This window comes from Streptomyces sp. YJ-C3, from assembly GCF_053891275.1.
Genome location: NZ_CM132685.1, coordinates 628,576 through 645,936, shown reverse-complemented (window position 1 = coordinate 645,936; position 17,361 = coordinate 628,576). Strand labels below are relative to the sequence as shown.

Below are 17,361 nucleotides of genomic sequence, written 5' to 3'. Positions count from 1 at the left end.
CCCGGCCCCTTCGAGGGGCCGGGGCCGGAACACCGGGGCCGGAACAGGAATCGACCCCCGCCCGGCGTCCCGGGCGGGGGTCGATCAGTCCTGCGGACGGACGTCAGGCGTCGTAGTCCTGGTTGAACTTGTCCTGCGCGTCCTGGGCGGCCTGCTTCGCCTGGTCCGGGGCCTGCGAGCTGCGCTCACTCGCCTCGTCCTGGGCCTGCGAGGCGCGCTCGCTCGCCTCGTCCTGGGCGCCGCCGAGGGCGTCCTTGGCCTTGTTGGAGAGCTCTTCGCCCTTGTCCTTGAACTGGTCCATGATGCCCATGCTGTTCACTCCCGTAGTGGGTGAGGGGATGCGGGCTCGACCAGACTGACATGCATGGACATTCGGCGCATTTCGATCAATGACTGACCGTGCGCATCGGACGAAACCCCAGGTCAGCCCCCGCGTACCGATTCATCGGCGGCACCGCCCGCACCCACCAGACCGCGCGACACGCTGCCGAGCCGCGGCTCGAACCGCCGCATCTCGCGCTGCCCCACGGCCCCGATGATCCCGGGCAGGTGTCCGCGGATGCCCTGCATGCCGCGCAGCCACCACTGCGCGTACACGTGCGAGGAGCGCCGCTCGATGCCCGCCACGATCCGGTCGACGGCCGGGCCCAGCGGATACGTCTTGTTCGACGGCCACGGCAGCCGCTGGCGCAGCTCGCGCATCACGTCGTCCTGGTCGGCGCCGCGCACCATGTCGGTGTCGGTCCAGGACAGGTAACCGACGCCGACGCGTACGCCCTTGTAGCCGACCTCGGCGCGCAGGCTGTGCGCGTACGCCTCCACGCCCGACTTCGACGCGCAGTACGCGGTCATCATCGGCGCGGGCGTGATCGCGGCGAGCGAGGCGATCTGCAGCAGGTAGCCGCGCGACTCCATGAGGACGGGCAGGAAGGCGCGGGCGGTCACCGCCGAGCCGATGAGGTTGACCTCGATGACGCGCCGCCAGGCGACCGGGTCCGAGTCCACGAAGGGGCCGCCCGTCGCCACACCGGCGTTCGCGACGACGATGTCGACCTTCCCGAACCGCTCCTTCACCTCCTGCGCGACCCGCGCCATCGCCTCGTGGTCCGTGACGTCGGCGTGCCACCAGTCCGCGTCGGCGTGCAGCCGGCCCGCGACCTGCTTCAGCTCGTCCGGCTCCAGACCGACCAGCGCGATCTTCGCGCCGCGCGCCGACAGCTTGCGGGCGAGCAGCTCACCCACACCGCGCGCCGCACCCGTGACGACCGCGACCTGACCCTCCAGGCTGACCCTGCTCATGCGACATCCGCTCCCTTCTCCGAATCCGACTGCGACTGCGACTGCGACGGGGGCTCCGACTCCAGGTATGCCCCGGTCAGTTCACGGATCTTCGCCGTGACGGCCTCCGGCGCCTCGACGGGCGTCATGTGACCGAGGCCCGCCAGCTCGGTCAGGCCCACACAGTTCGGCAGCGCGGCGGCGATCCGCCGGGCGTGCACGACGGGCGTCATCCGGTCCACGGTCCCGGCGAGGACGGCCACGGGCATCGTCAACTCCGGCACGTTGGCGTCCAGTTGGAGACTCTCCAGTACGTGCGACCAGCCGTACCGCACCCCGCGCGGACACGCGTGCACGATCCGCGCGCAGGCCTCGACCTTGCCGGGCGCCGACCCCGGGCCCATCGTCGCGAACCGCAGGATCCGCCTGGCCACCGGCGTGACCGGGCCGAGCGGCGCCTTCGAGCCGAGGACCGAGCGGGTCACCCGGGTCCGCAGCGCGCCCGCGGGCAGCAGCGGCACCACCGTCGCCTCGGCCACGAGTTCCGAACTGCCCGTGCTGCACAGCAGCACCGCGGCGGCGTGCTCCCGGAACACCGGCCGGCCCGCCGAGGCCATCATCGTCATGCCGCCCATGGAATGCCCGGCGAACACCGCCCGCTCGCCCGGCGCGAGCGTCGCGCCGATCACGGCCTCCAGATCGTCGGCCAGCATGTCCGCGGTGTACGGCAGCCGGGCGGAGGCCGGGCTGCGGCCGTGCCCCCGCTGGTCGTACACGATCACGCGGTGGTCGGTGGCGAGGGCGCGCACCTGCGCGGCCCAGAAGGCCGTCGAGCAGGTCCAGCCGTGCGACAGCACGACGGCGGGCGCGTCGCCGCTGTCGGCGGGCCCGTGCACCTCGACGTGCAGCCGCGCCCCGTCGGCCGAGACGGCGGTCAGCTCCTCGGCGGCGACCGGCGGCGCGAAGGGCCCGGTGGCCATGTGCATCAGCCGGCTCATGCGGCGCTCGCCTCCACCGTCTTCTTCCTGCCCCGCCCGGTACGCGGCTCCGGCGGGCCGGCGGGAGCGCGGACCACCTCGTACTCCCCCACGTCCACATGGCGTGTGGCCTGCCGGAACTCGGTCGTGGTGCCGGGCCACACGGTGGTGTTGACCCCGTTCTCGTCGAGGTACCAGCTGTTGCAGCCACCGGTGTTCCACACGGTGCGCTTCATCCGGTCCTGCACGCGGTTGTTCCAGCCGGCGACGGCGGTCTCGCGCGGGGTGAGGGCGACGCGGCCGCCCAGCACGTTCAACTGCCGCATGTAGTCGGCCAGATAGTTCAGCTGGGACTCGATCATCAGGATCATCGAGGAGTTCCCGAGTCCGGTGTTCGGCCCGATGACCGTCATGAAGTTCGGGAACCCGGCGGCGGTCGCCCCGCGCAGCGCGGCCATGCCGCCCTTCCAGCTCTCCGCCAGGCTGACGCCCTCCGCGCCGATGACCCGCTGCGCGATCGGCATGTCGGTGACGTGGAACCCGGTACCGAAGATGATCGCGTCGACCTCGGCCTCGCTGCCGTCGGCGGCGACGAGGGTGTTCCCGCGGATCTCGCTCAGCCCGGACGCGACGACGTCGACGTTCGGCTGGGCGAGCGCCGGATAGTACGTGTTCGACAGCAGGATCCGCTTGCAGCCGATGCGGTAGTCCGGGGTGAGCTTGGCGCGCAGCGCCGGGTCCTTGATCGCCCGGTGCATGTTCCGCTTGGCGAGGTTCTCCACCAGGCCCAGCTCATCGGGCCGCTTGGTGAACGCCTGGACCTGCAACTCCCGGATGCCCCACAGGAGTCCGCGCCGCGCCTGGGTGGTGAAGGGCAGCTGGCGGTGCAGCCAGCGCTCGGCCTTGGTGATGTTCCGGTCGGCGCGCGGCATGACCCACGGAGGCGTGCGCTGGAAGAGGGTGAGCCGCCCGACCTCCTTCTGGATGGCGGGCACGATCTGGATGGCGGAGGCGCCGGTGCCGATCATGGCGACGCGCTTGCCGCGCAGGTCGTAGTCGTGGTCCCACTGCGCCGAGTGGAAGACCTTGCCGGGGAAGGTGTCGATCCCGGCGATGTCCGGCGTCTTCGGGTCGGACAGCGGCCCGGTGGCGGAGACGACGACATCGGCGGTGAGGGTGCCGCTCGCGGTGTCGATCTCCCACCACAGCCTGTCGTTGTCCCACCGCAGCTGCGTCACCTCGGAGTCGAGGCGGATGTGCGGCCGCAGCCGGAAGGTGTCGGCGACGTGCTCCAGGTACTCCCGGATGCGCTCCTGTCCGGAGAAGGTGCGCGGCCAGTCCGGGTTCGGCGCGAACGAGAACGAGTAGAGGTGGGACGGCACGTCGCAGGCGCAGCCCGGGTAGCTGTTGTCGCGCCAGGTGCCGCCGACCGCGCCGGCCCGCTCCAGGACCACGAAGTCGGTGACGCCCTCGCGGCGCAGTCTGACCGCCGCGCCCAGCCCGCCGAAGCCGGACCCGATCACCGCCACCCGTACGTGCTCGTGCTCCTGCTCGGCCATCCCGGCGCCTCCCTTGCCGCGCGACTCTGCCAGTGAACACTGGCACAATTGGAGGGTAGAGCAGCACCGTACTGATGGGTAGGGGTCGTGCCGAGGAAAGTTACCGCCGGTACAGCCACCGGTCGTCCGGCCACCGCCCCGCACCGGGATCCCTCGGCCCCCGATGCTTGCCCTAGGGTTTCCGACGTGGCGAAAGAAGCGGCGGAACCGGGAGACGAAGGCGGCCGGGGCGACGAGCACCGCGAGTTCCGCATGGCGGAGCTGGCCAGGGCGGCCGGCATCACGGTGCGCACCGTCCGCTTCTACCGCGAACGCGGCCTGATCAAGCCGCCCCGGCGCGAGGGCCGCATCGCCTGGTACGACGAGAGCCACCTGACCCGCCTGCGCACCATCGCCGCCCTCCTCGACCGCGGCCACACCCTCACCGGCATCGCCGAACTCTCCGAGGCCTTCGACCGCGGCCGCGACGTGGGCGAGCTCCTCGGCCTCGGCGAACCCACGGAGGAGACCCCGGTCCGCCTCTCCGCCACGGAACTGGCCGACCACTTCGCGGGGGAGGTCACCCCCGAGAACCTCCAAGCCGCCCTGGACCTGGGCTACTTGGGCACCGACGGCGAGGAGATCGTGCACATCAGCCGCCGCCTCCTGGAGGTCTCGGCGGCGCTGGTGCGCGAGGGCATCCCCCTGGCGGACGTCCTCGCGGCGGGGGCCCGGGTGCGCGACCACGCGGACGCCCTGGCCACGCTCTTCACGGAGATGATCCTCGCGCACGGCACCGAGAAGGACGTCCAGCGCCTGCGCCCCCTGGCCAAGTCGGTCGTGGAGGCGGAACTCTCCATGGCCCTGGACCGCAAACTGGGAGCGCCGCCCGGTTCGTGAGCGTGAGAGCGGCGGCCATCACCGTGCTCGAGGGGACGTAAGCCCCGGACCGAACTCCGCGCCTACTCGTAGACGACCGTCACAGGAGCGTGATCCGACCACCGCTCCTCGTGCGTGGCGGCCCGCTCCACGAACCCCTTGACCGCCCGACCGGCGAGCCCGGGCGTCGCGGCGTGATAATCGATGCGCCAACCTGCGTCATTGTCGAAGGCCCGCCCCCGGTACGACCACCACGAGTACGGCCCCTCGACGCCCGGATGCAGGGCCCGCACGACATCGACGTAGCCACCGTCCGCCGCCTCGAAGACCTGGCTCAGCCACTCCCGCTCCTCGGGCAGGAAGCCGGAGTTCTTCTTGTTGCCCTTCCAGTTCTTGAGGTCGGCCTCGGCGTGGGCGATGTTCCAGTCGCCGCAGACGACGACCTCGCGGCCCTCGGCGGCGGCCCGCGCGCGCAGCCCCTTCAGGTATTCGAGGAACTCGGCCATGAAGCGGATCTTCTCGTCCTGGCGCTCGGTCCCGACCTCGCCGGAGGGCAGGTAGAGGCTGGCGACGACGACACCGGGCAGGTCGGCCTCGACGTACCGGCCGCTGCCGTCGAACTCCGCCGACCCGAAGCCGATCTGGACCCGCTCCGGCTCGCGCCGCGCGTACAGCGAGACGCCGGCCCGGCCCTTGGCGGCGGCCGGGGCGTGCACGACGTGCCAGCCCTCGGGCTCCCGCACCCCGGCGGGCAGCTGCTCCGGCTCGGCGCGCACCTCCTGCAGGCAGAGCACGTCGGCGGAGGTCTCGGCGAGCCACTCCACGAAGCCCTTCTTGGCGGCGGCTCGCAGCCCGTTCACGTTCACAGAGGTCACAGTCAGCACCGGGCCACCGTACCGGCACACTTGACAGGTAAGCCGCACCCTGAAGCATAGAGTTACGATCAGACGCATGACTATTCAACCCGCGCCCGCCGCCGCGATCACCCTGCGCCCCGTCTCCTTCGGCCACCCGGACGCGGTGGCGCTGAACGACCGCGTCCAGCTCGAGTACGCGGAGCGCTACGGCGACGAGGGCGATGTCACCCCGCTCGACCCGACGATGTTCACCCCGCCGCAGGGCCTGTACCTGATCGCGTACGACGCGTCGGGCACCCCGCTCGCGACCGGCGGCTGGCGCGCGCAGGACGAGAACGAGGAGAACTACTCGGACGGCGACGCCGAGCTGAAGCGGATGTACGTCACACCCGAGGCGCGCGGCCTGGGCCTGGCCCGGCGCATCCTCGCGGCCCTGGAGGAGGACGCGCGTGCGGCGGGCCGCACCCGCATGGTCCTGGAGACGGGCACGAAGCAGCCGGAGGCCATAGCGCTGTACCTGTCGAGCGCCTACGAGCCGTGCGACAAGTTCGGCCACTACCGCTTCGAGAACCTGAGCCGCTGCTTCGCCAAGCCGCTCCAGTCGCGCTAGTCGCGCCGCCCCGGCCCCGGGGGGAACCGTCCGCTCCCGGGCCCGGGCCGCGGTCGTCCGGGCAAAGCAAGAACCCCGCCGGTTTCCCGGCGGGGTTCTCAATTGCGGTGGACCTGTGGGGATTTGAACCCCAGACCCCCTCGATGCGAACGAGGTGCGCTACCAGACTGCGCCACAGGCCCTTGCAACGAGTGAAACTCTAGCATCCCGATCCGGGTACGTGGAAATCCGTTCCCTGGCTGGTCAGCCGGTCACTCGTTGGCGGCGCGCGGACGGCCGTCGGCGCCGTCGTCGTACTGGTCGAAGAGCGGCGTGCGGCCGCGCTCGCGGGAGCGCCGGGCGGAGGCGGCGCGGCGGGCGTCGCTGCGTCCGCCGTCGGCCGTCTGCTCCTGTTCCGGCTGCTCCTGCCGCTCCTCGGCGGCGGACTGCTCCGCCGCCGAGGAGCGGGCCGCGCTCCAGGTCTCGGGGGCGCCGTAGTCGACGCCGCCGCCGGCCCGGGGGGCGACCGGCGCGGTCACGTAGGTGGGCAGCGGTACCGGGACGGGGTCCCAGCTCTCGCCGGGGCCCGGGCGGCGCTGCCGCTCGCGCTGCTGGTCGACCCACTCCGCGTGGTCGGTCTGCTCGACGAGCGCGCGCCGGTCGGCGGCGAGCGCCTCGAGGCCGGGGTCGGTGGCCGGCTCGGCACCCGGGCCTTCCTCCGGGTCCTCCGCGGCGGCGCGCTGCGCGGCGGGCTGGCGGCGGCGCGGCTGCCGGTCCCGCAGGCGCTGCGCGGCGATCTCGGCTCGGCGACGGTCCATGACGTAGGCGAAGCGGCGTCGCTCCTGGGCCCGCAGATAGACGATGTACGTACTGAGCAGGAGCGCGGGCGCGGCGGGCGCCCACAGGAACGCGACGCCGCCGACCCCGGCCACGACGGCGCCGACGGTGAAGGCGGCGAAGAGGAGGACGGTCGTGCGGCGGCGGCGCGCGAGCACCTTGGAGCGCCGGGCACGGGCCTGTGCCTCCGCGGAAGTGACGCGCGGGGGGCGGGGCTTGGCCGGGGCCGCGGGTTCGGGCGCGGGCCGGGGCTCGGGCTCGTGGACGGGTTCCGGGTGTTCCCGCTCGCCGGCCGGGGGCGCGACGAGGGCCCGGACGTCCACCGTGTCGGTGGTCGCGTCCGGGTCGGCCGGGGCGCCGCGCCACTCGTCCGTCTCGGGCGAGCGCGCCTGCAGGTCCTTGGCGTACCGGCGCTCCATGCCCGCTCGTCCGGAGAGAAGACGGATGGCGGTGCTGAAGCGTTCCGTCGGACGGGCTTCGTTCAGCTCGTCCTGCCTACGGAGCCACATCGGCACCAAGTAGGCGGCCCAGGCCCCGACGATGACTGCGTAGATGAGGCCGCTGCTGCTCACGCCTCACACCGTAGAGGGGTTTGCGTGAGGCCATCCGCCAATTGGGCCGGTGTGTCGCACGATCTGGCTGATATTTCGAGCTTTTTTTGCGACTGGTGCGATCAACTGGCTGACCGGGGCGCGAATTTAATGGCTCCGACGGTCGTTCACCGATCAATTTCGAACATTTATTTTATTTCGAGGGCGCACCGGGATCCACGGCGTTGGGGGCACCCGGACCTGCGCTGTTGCCCGGCCGCTCGCGGCGCCAGCGCTTCAGGAGCCCTTCCGGGACCTCCTCGGCGGTGAGCGCGAAGACGAGATGATCGCGCCAGCCACCGTCGATGTGAAGATACCGTGGACGCAGCCCCTCCTCGCGGAATCCGAGTTTCTCCACGACGCGACGGCTCGGCCCGTTCTCCGGGCGAATGCAGACCTCGATGCGGTGCAGGCCCACCGTGCGGAAGCAGTGGTCGACGGCGAGCGCGACGGCCGTGGGCATCACTCCGCGCCCGGCCACGCCCTGGTCCACCCAGTAGCCGACGTGGCCCGAGCACATCGAGCCCCAGGTGATCCCGGCGACCGTCAGCTGGCCCACGAGGCGGCCCTGGTACTCGATGACGAAGGGCAGCATCCGGCCCGCGTTCGCCTCCGAGCGCAGATGGCGCACCATTTGACGGTACGTCGGGCGGTGCGCGATCGGGCCGCTGGGCGTGGGCGGCGGGATCGTCGCCTCCCAGGGGCGCAGCCAGTCGCGGTTGCGGCGGTTGACCTCGCGCCAGGCGCGCTGGTCGCGCAGCCTTATGGGGCGGAGGACGACATCGCCCTCCGCCAGGACGACGGGCCAGGACGGGCTGTTCAGTGCGCACCCCCGGCGGCATGGGCATCGGGTCTGGGGTGGTCGCCGCCGCGGATCTGGTCGACGGCGTGGGTCAGCAGCGGCTCCAGGACGGCCAGGCCGTCCTTCACCCCGCCGCTCGAACCCGGCAGGTTCACGATCAGTGTGCGCCCGGCGACCCCGGCGAGGCCACGCGAGAGCGCGGCGGTGGGCACTTTCTCGCGCCCGTACGCGCGGATGGCCTCGGGGATGCCCGGTACGTGGGTGTCGATGACGCGGGCCGTCGCCTCGGGCGTGCGGTCGGTGGGCGAGATGCCGGTGCCGCCGGTGGTGACGACGACGTCGTACGCCGCCTCGACCGCGGCCCGCAGCGCGGCCTCCACGGGGTCGCCGTCCGGCACGACCTGGGGGCCCTCCACGCTGAAGCCCATCTTCTGGAGGCCTTCGGCGATGAGCGGCCCGCCCTTGTCCTCGTAGACGCCGGCGGCGGCCCGGTTGGAGGCGGTGACGACGAGGGCGCGGTAATTCCCGCTCATGCGCGGACTCCTTCGGGTGCGCGCCCCTGCGGGGGCGCGGGGAACTGCGCGAGCCGGCCCGGAGTCATGCCCGGCTCCAGTCGCCCGACTTGCCGCCCGTCTTCTCCTCCACGCGGACGTCCGTGATGACCGCTCCCTTGTCGACCGCCTTGATCATGTCGACGACCGTGAGCGCGGCGACCGAGACCGCCGTGAGGGCCTCCATCTCGACGCCCGTACGGTCCGTGGTCTTCACGGTGGCGAGGATCTCCACCGCGTCGTCGGCCACGGACAGGTCCAGCTTCACGCCGGACACGGCCAGCGGGTGACAGAGCGGGATCAGGTCGGGGGTGCGCTTGGCGCCCATGATCCCGGCGATACGGGCCGTCGCGAGAGCGTCGCCCTTGGGCACGCCCTCGCCGCGCAGCAGTTCGACCACGCGCGGCGAGACGAGGACGCGACCGCTGGCGCGGGCGGTGCGCGCGGTGACGTCCTTCTGCGACACGTCGACCATCCGGGCGGCGCCCGCCTCGTCGATGTGGGTCAGTCGGTCCTGCGAAGTGCTCATGGTGCTGTGGCGCTCCCGATCCGAGCCGTGCGCGGTGCGGCGCGCCGGACTGTTGTGCGCGACACGGTATCGCGAGCCCCGGACAGCCGGACCGGTGAGCGCCTGTTCACCGGCGCTCAGCGCAGGAGGACCACGTCGACCTCGGTGCCGGGCTCCACCGACGTCACGTCCTCGGGCACCACGATGAGCGCGTCCGCGTGGGCGAGCGCCGCGATCAGGTGCGAGCCGGAGCCGCCGACGGGTGCGATCTCGCCCGCCGCCGCGTCGTACGCGCCCCGCAGGAACTGGCGGCGCCCGTCCGGGGAGGTCAGCGCCTTGTCGGTGGCCAGCACCGCGCGCGTGGTGGGGCGCCGCACGGAGTCGCCGGGCAGGCCCATCAGGGCGCGGATCGCGGGCCGGACGAAGAGTTCGAAGGAGACGTACGAGGAGACCGGGTTGCCCGGCAGGGCGAGCAGCGGGGTGTGGTCGGGGCCGATGGAGCCGAAGCCCTGCGGCTTGCCGGGCTGCATGGCGAGCTTGCGGAACTCGACGCCGCTGCCCGCGCCGATGCCGTCCTCCTCGTCGGGGTCGCCGATCGAGGAGAGGGCTTCCTTGACGACGTCGTACGCGCCGACGCTGACGCCGCCGGTCGTGACGACGAGGTCGGCGCGGATGAGCTGGTCCTCGATGGTGGAGCGGAGCGTCTCGGCGTCGTCGGAGACGGCACCGACCCGGTAGGCGATGGCTCCGGCGTCCCGGGCCGCGGCCGTGAGGGCGAAGCTGTTGGAGTCGTAGATCTGGCCCTGGGCCAACGACTCGCCGGGCTGGACGAGTTCGCTGCCGGTGGAGATGACGACCACGCGCGGGCGCGGGCGTACGCGGACGGTGCCGCGGCCGATGGCGGCGAGCAGCGCGATCTGCGGCGGGCCCAGCACCGTGCCGGTGGTGAGGGCGCGGTCGCCGGCCTGGACGTCGCTGCCCTGCGCGCGTACGTGCGCGCGTGCCTCGGCGGGGCGGTGGACCCGGACCTCTCCCGAGGCGCCTTCGGGGGCGGTGCTGTGGGCGGGCATCGAGGAGACCGGGCCCGCGCCGAGCCCTCCGTCGGTCCACTCCACGGGGACGACGGCCTCGGCGCCGGGCGGGAGCGGGGCGCCGGTCATGATGCGGGCGGCCTGGCCGGGACCGACGGTGGGCTGCTCGCCCTGCCCGGCCGCGACGTCGCCGATCACCGTGAGGACGGCGGGGAACTCCTCGCTCGCGCCCGCGACATCGGCGACGCGCACCGCGTACCCGTCCATCGAGCTGTTGTCGAACGGGGGCAGCGAGACCGGCACCGTCACGTCCTCGACGAGCACGCAGCCCTGGGCGTCGAGGAGTTGCAGCTCGATGGGGTCGAGCGGGTGGACGGTGCTGAGGATGTCCTCCAGGTGCTCGTCCACCGACCAGAGCTGGCCGTGGCTGGTGGACGGTGTGGTCGCGCTGCTCAAGGTGCTACATCTCCTCGGTGACGTAACTGCGAAGCCAGGTCCGGAAGTCCGGTCCCAGGTCCTCACGTTCGCACGCGAGTCTGACAATGGCACGCAGATAGTCGCCGCGGTCGCCGGTGTCATAGCGGCGGCCCTTGAAGACGACGCCGTGCACGGGGCCGCCGATCTTCTCGTCCGCGGCGAGCTGCTGCAGGGCGTCGGTGAGCTGGATCTCGCCGCCGCGGCCCGGCTCGGTCTTGCGCAGTATGTCGAAGACGTGGGGGTCCAGGACGTAGCGGCCGATGATCGCGTAGTTGGAGGGGGCGTCGGCCGGGTCCGGCTTCTCCACGAGGTCGGTGACCTTGACGACGTCGCCGTCCTCGGTGACCTCGACGGCGGCGCATCCGTAGAGGTGGATCTGCGAGGGCTCGACCTCCATGAGGGCGATGACGCTGCCGCCGTGGCGCTCCTGGATCTCGACCATGCGCGCGAGCAGCGGGTCGCGCGGGTCGATCAGGTCGTCGCCGAGGAGGACCGCGAAGGGCTCGTGCCCCACGTGCGGGGCCGCGCACAGGACCGCGTGGCCGAGGCCCTTGGGGTCGCCCTGGCGCACGTAGTGCATGGTCGCGAGGTCGCTGGACTCCTGGACCTTGGCGAGGCGGTTGGCGTCGCCCTTCTTCTGAAGGGCGGACTCCAGCTCGTAGTTGCGGTCGAAGTGGTCCTCCAGGGGGCGCTTGTTGCGGCCTGTGATCATGAGGACGTCGTCGAGACCCGCTGAGGCGGCCTCTTCGACCACGTACTGGATCGCCGGCTTGTCGACCACCGGAAGCATCTCTTTGGGAGTGGCTTTGGTGGCGGGCAGGAACCGGGTGCCGAGGCCCGCGGCAGGGATGACAGCCTTGGTGATCCTGGTGTGCGAGTCAGTCATGCCCGTCACCATATCCGGCGCCTATGGGCGGAATCTGTGGGTCCGCTTTGTTGGCACATATATGCGTGGATTAGGAGAGGTTTGTGAGCCGACTGTGAGCCCGCACACAAGTGACCCGCGTGGCGCCCACCCTGACAAGCGCACATTGCGACGGGAGTTCCTCGCGGTGAGGAAAGCGTTGCCAATGGATGACGCACGGGAGACGGAAAAAGTTCTCGCCGAGCGGGCCTTCGAGGTAGAGGAGGTGGCGGCGGCCCGCACCGTGGCGGCGTACGTCTCCGTGGGCGGCGAACCGGGGACCGGACTGCTGCTCGACGCGCTCCGCGCGCGTGGGGTGCGGGTCCTGCTGCCGGTGCTGCTGCCCGACAACGACCTGGACTGGGGGACGTACGAGGGGGCCTCCTCGCTCGTCCGCGTACAACACGCGGGAAAGATGGCCCTCTTGGAGCCGGGCGGCGAGCGGCTCGGGCCCGGTGCCGTGACGGCGGCGGACGTCGTGCTGCTGCCCGGGCTCGCCGTGGACGCGCGCGGGATGCGGCTGGGCCGGGGCGGCGGCTCGTACGACAGGGTCCTCGCGCGGCTCGAGGCGGCCGGCGCGCCCGCCGCCCTCGTCGTGCTGCTCCATGACACCGAAGTCGTCGCACACCTCCCCGAGGAGGCGCACGACAAGGCCGTGCACGCCGTCGTGACGCCCTCGGGAGTCCACCGCTTCACGTAGACCCGCGGGTAGCGCTGGAGAAGCGAAAAGGGGCCCCACGCGCGTGGGGGCCCCTTTCAGTGCTGTGCTGTCCTACGGCTTGAGGACCAGCGTGTCCGACGTGTTGTCGGAGACGGCCTTCTCGGTGAAGTGCCAGGGCAGCAGCTCACCCTGGACCCACTTGTCGGTCTGGTCCGTGTAGTGGGAGCTGTAGGTGTGGCCCGAGGCGCCGGTGAGGTTGATCCACTTGGACTTGTCGAGGTCGGCCAGGTTGACCACCATGCGCATCGACGGCACCCAGTCGACCCCGTAGCCGCCCGCCGCGTTCCAGCCGGTCGCGTTCACCGCCGCCTCGCCGCCGCCGAGCTTCCACGGGCCGCGGTTGAGCACGTACTGCAGCCAGCCCGGGCCCTCGGTGCCGAGGGTCTGGTTCTTCAGCTCCAGCTTGTGCAGGCGGCCCCAGCTCCAGGTGTCGATGTCCTTGCCGAGCTTGGCCGTCAGGTCCCAGCGGGCGTCCTCCATGGCCCGGTCGAACAGCTGGTCACGGTTGACGGTGGCCTTGTCGGTGCGGGTCGCCGGAGCCTTCCACCAGTCGTTGTCCTCGTCGTTGATGATCTTGCGGACGACCTCGAACCAACGGTCGCCGCCGTCCGGCTGCGCCGAGTCCGCGTCCCGCTGACCGCACTCGCGCACCTTGCGGTCCTCGTCGGCCGGACCCGAGTTGTCGACCGGCGTGACGCTCAGGCACTGCCCCTTGACCCGCAGCTCCATGGGCAGCTTGTTGCCGAAGGCGAGCTTCAGGATGTTGCGCCAGACCGAGTTGAAGTACGCGGCCGCGGCCGAGTCCGGGTTCTGGGTGTAGTCCCAGTTCTCCAGGAGCTGCTGCGCCTCACGGACGTACTTGTCCTTGACGTCGAGCTTGAGCAGCTTGGGCACCAGGAGCTTGGCGATCTCGCTGCTGTTGTCCATCTGCATGCTGCGCATGTCGTCGGTGGAGATCTTGCCGCCGCCGTCGATCTTCGACTTGATCAGGTCGGTGATCCGCTGGCTGCGGGTGCCGTAGCCCCAGTCCGTGGTGAGCGTGTACGGGTAGCTCTTGTCGACCACGGCCTGGTTGGCGGTCACGATGTAGCCGCGCTTGGGGTCGAACTCGTAGGGCAGCTCGGCCTGCTTGATGTAGCCGGTCCACCTGTACTTGGAGTCCCAGCCCGGCGACGGGAGCGAGCCGTCGCCCTCGCCACGGGTCGGGATGCGGCCGGGCAGCTGGTAGCCGATGTGGCCCTCGGTGTCGGCGTACGTGAGGTTCTGCGAGGGCACCTGGAAGTCGGCGGCCGCCTTGCGGAACCCGGCCCAGTCCTTCGCCTTGTCGATCTCGAAGACGGCGTCCATGGTGTTGCCCGGCTCCAGCGCGGTCCAGCGCAGCGCGATGCCGTAGCCGTCGCCCCGGTCGGGGGCCTCGGAGGTGCCCACCGGCGCCTTCTTGCCGACCTTGACGAGCTCGTCGTCGCGGTCGGACAGCAGCGGGCCGTTGTTCGTCTCGCGGATCGTGATCGTCTTGGGGCTGCCGCCGGCGACCTTGATGACCTCCTTGCGGGTCGTGAAGGGCACCGTCTTGTCGTCGTACAGGTAGCCGTCGCCGCTGAACTTCTCCAGGTAGAGGTCCGTGACGTCGGCGCCCGAGTTCGTCAGGCCCCAGGAGATGTTCTGGTTGTGGCCGATGACCACGCCCGGCATGCCGGCGAACGTGTAGCCCGTCACGTCGTACTGGCACTTCGCCGAGACGCTCGTGCAGTGCAGGCCCATCTGGTACCAGACGGAGGGCAGTTGCGGCGCCAGGTGCGGGTCGTTGGCGAGCAGCGGCTTGCCGGTGATGGTGTGGTCGCCCGAGACGACCCACGAGTTGGAGCCGATGCCGTTGCCGTTGGGTCCCAGGCCCGCGGAGTCGGGGATCCGGTCCAGGACGTCGGCGAGGCCGCCGAGCTGACTCTGGAGGCCGCTGGGGGCCTCTGCGCCGCCCGTCAGGCCGGTACCCGCCGCCCCCGAGGTGCCGCTCTGCGTCCGGGTGCCCGAGGCCGAGGCGTCGTACGACTTGGTGGCGCTGTTGTAGGCGCCCTCCTGCACGATCGGCTTGTTCCGGTCGTACGGGTACTCGGGGTAGAGGTCCGCGATCTGCTTCGGGCCGAGGCGGCTCGTCATCAGGGAGCGGTCGATCTCGTCCTGCATGTTGCCGCGCAGGTCCCAGGCCATGGCCTTCAGCCAGGCCACCGAGTCGACCGGCGTCCACTGCTGCGGCTTGTAGTCGTTCTCGAAACCGAGCGCCACGTACTCGGCGGAGATGTCCTTGCCGCTCTTGCCCGACAAGTAGGCGTTGACTCCCTTGGAGTACGCCTGGAGGTACTTCTTGGTCGCGGGCGAGAGCTTGGAGTCGTACTCCTTCTGTGCCACCCGGTGCCATCCCAGGGTGCGCAGGAACTCATCGGTTTTGACCTGGCCCTTGCCGAACATCTCGGAGAGCCGACCGGAGGTCGTATGACGGCGCACGTCCATCTCGTAGAACCGGTCCTGCGCCTGCACGAAGCCCTGCGCCATGAACAGGTCCTCGTCCGAGGACGCGTAGATCTGCGGGATGCCGTAGCCGTCCCGCTTGACCTGGACGGGCCCGTCCAGCCCGTCGAGCCGGGTGGATCCCGTGGTCTGCGGCAAGGAGGCACGCACGCTGTCGACGCTCCAGTAGGCGCCGTATCCGATGCCCGCGACGACGGCCAACACGAGGACGATCACGAGCAGTCGGGCGCGGCGCCCCTTCTTCCTGCCGGACTGGCGACCGGAAGCGGCGTTCGTAGTGGAGGGCATCGCGATCCTTGCTGTCCTTCGCTGACTCTGGGCTGCGGGCTCGAAGGCCCCTCGGTCGAGGGTGGTGGCGTCTGACGGGCGGGAGGGCTGGAGCAACCATACGAGCAGTGCGGTGCGGGCCCGGACGCGGAGTCAGGAAGCGAGCGCCTACGGAGGTTCGAGGAAACGGCCCGAGCGTCAAGAAAGCGTTAACGATTAGGTAAGGTAACGAAGTACCTCGCTCGCTGCCTCATGGAGCGACTCCCCCACAGCAGCCCCTGAGACGACCTCTCGCGGAAGGAACAGCCCCTGACTGTCCACCACCTCAACCAGCTCCTGCTCGTCAGCGCGCTCGTCCTGCTCATCGCGGTCGCCGCGGTGCGCATCTCCTCGCGCAGCGGGCTGCCGAGCCTGCTCCTGTACCTCGGCATCGGCATCGCCATGGGCCAGGACGGCATCGGCGACGTCTCCTTCAGCGACGCCGAGTTGACCCAGGTCATCGGCTACGCGGCGCTCGTCGTGATCCTGGCCGAGGGCGGTCTGGGCACGAAGTGGAAGGAGATCAAACCGGCACTTCCCGCGGCCGTCGCGCTGTCGCTCGCGGGGGTCGCGGTCAGCGTCGGGGTGACGGCTGCGGGTGCGCACTATCTGGTGGGCCTGGAATGGCGGCAGTCCCTCATCATCGGCGCGGTGGTGTCCTCCACGGACGCGGCGGCCGTCTTCTCCGTGCTGCGCAAGGTGCCGCTCCCCAAGCGCATCACCGGCGTCCTGGAAGCGGAGTCCGGCTTCAACGACGCTCCTGTGGTCATCCTGGTCGTCGCCTTCTCCGCGGCGGGCCCTGTGGAGCACTGGTACGTCCTCATCGGCGAGATCGCCCTGGAGCTCGCGATCGGCGCCGCGATAGGCCTCGCGGTCGGGTGGCTCGGCTCCTACGGGCTGCGGCACGTCGCGCTGCCCGCCTCCGGCCTGTACCCGATCGCCGTGATGGCCATCGCCACCGTCGCGTACGCCGCGGGCGCCATCGCCCACGGCAGCGGCTTCCTCGCCGTCTACCTGGCCGCCATGGTGATGGGCAACGCCAAGCTGCCGCACTGGCCGGCCACCCGCGGCTTCGCGGAGGGCCTCGGCTGGATCGCACAGATCGGCATGTTCGTGCTGCTCGGCCTGCTCGTCACCCCGCACGAACTGGCCGACGACATCGTGCCCGCGCTCATCATCGGACTCGTCCTGACGATGGTCGCGCGCCCCTTGGAAGTCGTCGTCAGCCTGCTGCCCTTCCGTATGCCGTGGCAGGAGAAGGCCCTCATGTCATGGGCCGGCCTGCGCGGCGCCGTGCCCATCATCCTGGCGACCATCCCGATGGTGACCGGCGTCGCGGACAGCCAGCGGATCTTCAACATCGTCTTCGTGCTGGTCGTCGTCTACACCCTCATCCAAGGACCCACGCTGCCCTGGCTCGCCAGGAAGCTGCGGCTGGGCTCCTCCGAGGCCGCGGACCTCGGCATCGAGTCCGCGCCCCTGGAGCGGCTGCGCGGCCATCTGCTGTCCGTCTCCGTCCCCGAGGGCTCCCGGATGCACGGCGTGGAGGTCGGCGAGCTGCGGCTGCCCAAGGGCGCCGCCGTCACCCTGGTCGTGCGCGACGGGACGTCCTTCGTGCCCGCACCCACCACCGTGCTGCGCCAGGACGACGAACTGCTGGTCGTGGCCACCGACCCGGTGCGCGACGCCGCGGAGGCGCGCCTGCGGGCCGTCGCCCTCGGCGGCAAGCTCGCCGGCTGGCTGGGCACAGGGGGCGAAACCGACCGTTAACATGGTCGGGTAGACCAAAGATCCACGTTCCACCGACTCTGCCTGACGTAGAGCCGGCGCGACCGCAAAGCGGCCGCGGTCCCCTTGCAGCACTGTGCTTCGTAGTGCCTGATCTGCTTGGCCCAGGGCCTCTCCTGGCGCGGACCGTAGGTATCACTCGGTTCCCGGCGCATCTGAGGACGGCTCTCGGCCCGGTGCTCCTCGACCAGGAGGCCACCGGGCC

16 protein-coding genes and 1 tRNA gene are annotated in these 17,361 nt (G+C 71.1%); 4 read left to right on the top strand and 13 right to left on the bottom strand.

Going from position 1 to position 17,361, the window contains the following annotated elements:
• Window positions 1-103 precede the first annotated feature (103 nt).
• The 4 genes from ACVHNB_RS02895 to ACVHNB_RS02880 form a co-directional block, all read right to left on the bottom strand.
• Window positions 104-310 (bottom strand): hypothetical protein, encoded by a 207-nt coding sequence (locus tag ACVHNB_RS02895; RefSeq protein ID WP_428953008.1) that lies wholly within the window; start codon window positions 308-310, stop codon window positions 104-106.
• Window positions 311-423: 113 nt separating this feature from the next.
• Window positions 424-1,299 carry an SDR family oxidoreductase gene (locus ACVHNB_RS02890; RefSeq protein ID WP_428953009.1) on the bottom strand — a complete coding sequence of 292 codons (876 nt, stop codon included), beginning with the start codon at window positions 1,297-1,299 and terminating at the stop codon, window positions 424-426.
• Window positions 1,296-2,276 (bottom strand): alpha/beta fold hydrolase, encoded by a 981-nt coding sequence (locus tag ACVHNB_RS02885; protein ID WP_456227350.1) that lies wholly within the window; start codon window positions 2,274-2,276, stop codon window positions 1,296-1,298. Before ACVHNB_RS02885 ends, ACVHNB_RS02890 begins: the two co-directional genes overlap by 4 nt.
• Complete coding sequence (locus ACVHNB_RS02880; RefSeq protein ID WP_428953011.1) at window positions 2,273-3,814, bottom strand: flavin-containing monooxygenase; 1,542 nt, start codon at window positions 3,812-3,814, stop codon at window positions 2,273-2,275. The genes ACVHNB_RS02885 and ACVHNB_RS02880 overlap by 4 nt, the downstream gene beginning before the upstream one ends.
• 252 nt (window positions 3,815-4,066) lie before the next feature.
• Between ACVHNB_RS02880 and ACVHNB_RS02875 the strand changes: the two genes are divergently transcribed.
• Window positions 4,067-4,693: a MerR family transcriptional regulator gene (locus tag ACVHNB_RS02875; RefSeq protein WP_428957585.1), complete on the top strand. Its 627-nt coding sequence runs from the start codon at window positions 4,067-4,069 to the stop codon at window positions 4,691-4,693.
• Window positions 4,694-4,755: 62 nt separating this feature from the next.
• Here ACVHNB_RS02875 and ACVHNB_RS02870 read toward each other — a convergent pair whose 3' ends face one another.
• Entirely contained in the window at window positions 4,756-5,556 is an 801-nt protein-coding gene (locus tag ACVHNB_RS02870; protein WP_456227349.1) for an exodeoxyribonuclease III, read from the bottom strand.
• Between the two features lie 67 nt (window positions 5,557-5,623).
• On the opposite strand from ACVHNB_RS02870, the gene ACVHNB_RS02865 reads away from it, so the two are divergent.
• Window positions 5,624-6,139: a GNAT family N-acetyltransferase gene (locus ACVHNB_RS02865; protein ID WP_428953013.1), complete on the top strand. Its 516-nt coding sequence runs from the start codon at window positions 5,624-5,626 to the stop codon at window positions 6,137-6,139.
• Between the two features lie 108 nt (window positions 6,140-6,247).
• Here the strand turns inward: ACVHNB_RS02865 and ACVHNB_RS02860 are convergent.
• From ACVHNB_RS02860 to galU, 7 genes are all read right to left on the bottom strand, one after another.
• Window positions 6,248-6,321, bottom strand: a tRNA-Ala gene (locus ACVHNB_RS02860).
• A 69-nt stretch (window positions 6,322-6,390) separates the two neighbouring features.
• Complete coding sequence (sepX, locus tag ACVHNB_RS02855; RefSeq protein WP_428953014.1) at window positions 6,391-7,527, bottom strand: divisome protein SepX/GlpR; 1,137 nt, start codon at window positions 7,525-7,527, stop codon at window positions 6,391-6,393.
• A 172-nt stretch (window positions 7,528-7,699) separates the two neighbouring features.
• Entirely contained in the window at window positions 7,700-8,368 is a 669-nt protein-coding gene (locus tag ACVHNB_RS02850) for a GNAT family N-acetyltransferase (RefSeq protein ID WP_428957586.1), read from the bottom strand.
• Window positions 8,365-8,880 carry a MogA/MoaB family molybdenum cofactor biosynthesis protein gene (locus ACVHNB_RS02845; protein ID WP_456227348.1) on the bottom strand — a complete coding sequence of 172 codons (516 nt, stop codon included), beginning with the start codon at window positions 8,878-8,880 and terminating at the stop codon, window positions 8,365-8,367. Before ACVHNB_RS02845 ends, ACVHNB_RS02850 begins: the two co-directional genes overlap by 4 nt.
• A 64-nt stretch (window positions 8,881-8,944) precedes the next feature.
• Window positions 8,945-9,427 carry a cyclic pyranopterin monophosphate synthase MoaC gene (gene moaC, locus ACVHNB_RS02840; protein WP_428953016.1) on the bottom strand — a complete coding sequence of 161 codons (483 nt, stop codon included), beginning with the start codon at window positions 9,425-9,427 and terminating at the stop codon, window positions 8,945-8,947.
• Window positions 9,428-9,543: 116 nt separating this feature from the next.
• The gene (gene glp / locus ACVHNB_RS02835; RefSeq protein ID WP_428953017.1) at window positions 9,544-10,893 is read right to left on the bottom strand and encodes a molybdotransferase-like divisome protein Glp; all 1,350 of its coding nucleotides are present in this window, start codon (window positions 10,891-10,893) and stop codon (window positions 9,544-9,546) included.
• Window positions 10,894-10,897: 4 nt separating this feature from the next.
• On the bottom strand, window positions 10,898-11,800 hold the full coding sequence (gene galU / locus ACVHNB_RS02830; RefSeq protein ID WP_428953018.1) for a UTP--glucose-1-phosphate uridylyltransferase GalU: 903 nt from the start codon (window positions 11,798-11,800) through the stop codon (window positions 10,898-10,900).
• 184 nt (window positions 11,801-11,984) lie between these two features.
• Here galU and ACVHNB_RS02825 point away from each other — a divergent pair, with 184 nt between their 5' ends.
• Entirely contained in the window at window positions 11,985-12,518 is a 534-nt protein-coding gene (locus ACVHNB_RS02825; RefSeq protein WP_456227347.1) for a 5-formyltetrahydrofolate cyclo-ligase, read from the top strand.
• A gap of 72 nt (window positions 12,519-12,590) precedes the next feature.
• Here ACVHNB_RS02825 and ACVHNB_RS02820 read toward each other — a convergent pair whose 3' ends face one another.
• Entirely contained in the window at window positions 12,591-15,350 is a 2,760-nt protein-coding gene (locus ACVHNB_RS02820; protein ID WP_456227346.1) for a penicillin acylase family protein, read from the bottom strand.
• 288 nt (window positions 15,351-15,638) lie between these two features.
• Here ACVHNB_RS02820 and ACVHNB_RS02815 point away from each other — a divergent pair, with 288 nt between their 5' ends.
• A complete protein-coding gene (locus tag ACVHNB_RS02815) occupies window positions 15,639-17,138 on the top strand; it encodes a potassium/proton antiporter (protein ID WP_428957588.1) in 1,500 nt (499 codons plus the stop codon).
• Window positions 17,139-17,361: the final 223 nt, after the last annotated feature.

What these genes read in the sequence shown, in the direction of transcription:
- ACVHNB_RS02895 (WP_428953008.1), bottom strand. Translation starts at nt 310, where the DNA reads ATGGGCATCATGGACCAGTTCAAGGACAAGGGCGAAGAGCTCTCCAAC.
- ACVHNB_RS02890 (WP_428953009.1), bottom strand. Translation starts at nt 1,299, where the DNA reads ATGAGCAGGGTCAGCCTGGAGGGTCAGGTCGCGGTCGTCACGGGTGCG.
- ACVHNB_RS02885 (WP_456227350.1), bottom strand. Translation starts at nt 2,276, where the DNA reads ATGAGCCGGCTGATGCACATGGCCACCGGGCCCTTCGCGCCGCCGGTC.
- ACVHNB_RS02880 (WP_428953011.1), bottom strand. Translation starts at nt 3,814, where the DNA reads ATGGCCGAGCAGGAGCACGAGCACGTACGGGTGGCGGTGATCGGGTCC.
- ACVHNB_RS02875 (WP_428957585.1), top strand. Translation starts at nt 4,067, where the DNA reads ATGGCGGAGCTGGCCAGGGCGGCCGGCATCACGGTGCGCACCGTCCGC.
- ACVHNB_RS02865 (WP_428953013.1), top strand. Translation starts at nt 5,624, where the DNA reads ATGACTATTCAACCCGCGCCCGCCGCCGCGATCACCCTGCGCCCCGTC.
- ACVHNB_RS02845 (WP_456227348.1), bottom strand. Translation starts at nt 8,880, where the DNA reads ATGAGCGGGAATTACCGCGCCCTCGTCGTCACCGCCTCCAACCGGGCC.
- moaC (WP_428953016.1), bottom strand. Translation starts at nt 9,427, where the DNA reads ATGAGCACTTCGCAGGACCGACTGACCCACATCGACGAGGCGGGCGCC.
- galU (WP_428953018.1), bottom strand. Translation starts at nt 11,800, where the DNA reads ATGACTGACTCGCACACCAGGATCACCAAGGCTGTCATCCCTGCCGCG.
- ACVHNB_RS02825 (WP_456227347.1), top strand. Translation starts at nt 11,985, where the DNA reads ATGGATGACGCACGGGAGACGGAAAAAGTTCTCGCCGAGCGGGCCTTC.
- ACVHNB_RS02820 (WP_456227346.1), bottom strand. Translation starts at nt 15,350, where the DNA reads ATGCCCTCCACTACGAACGCCGCTTCCGGTCGCCAGTCCGGCAGGAAG.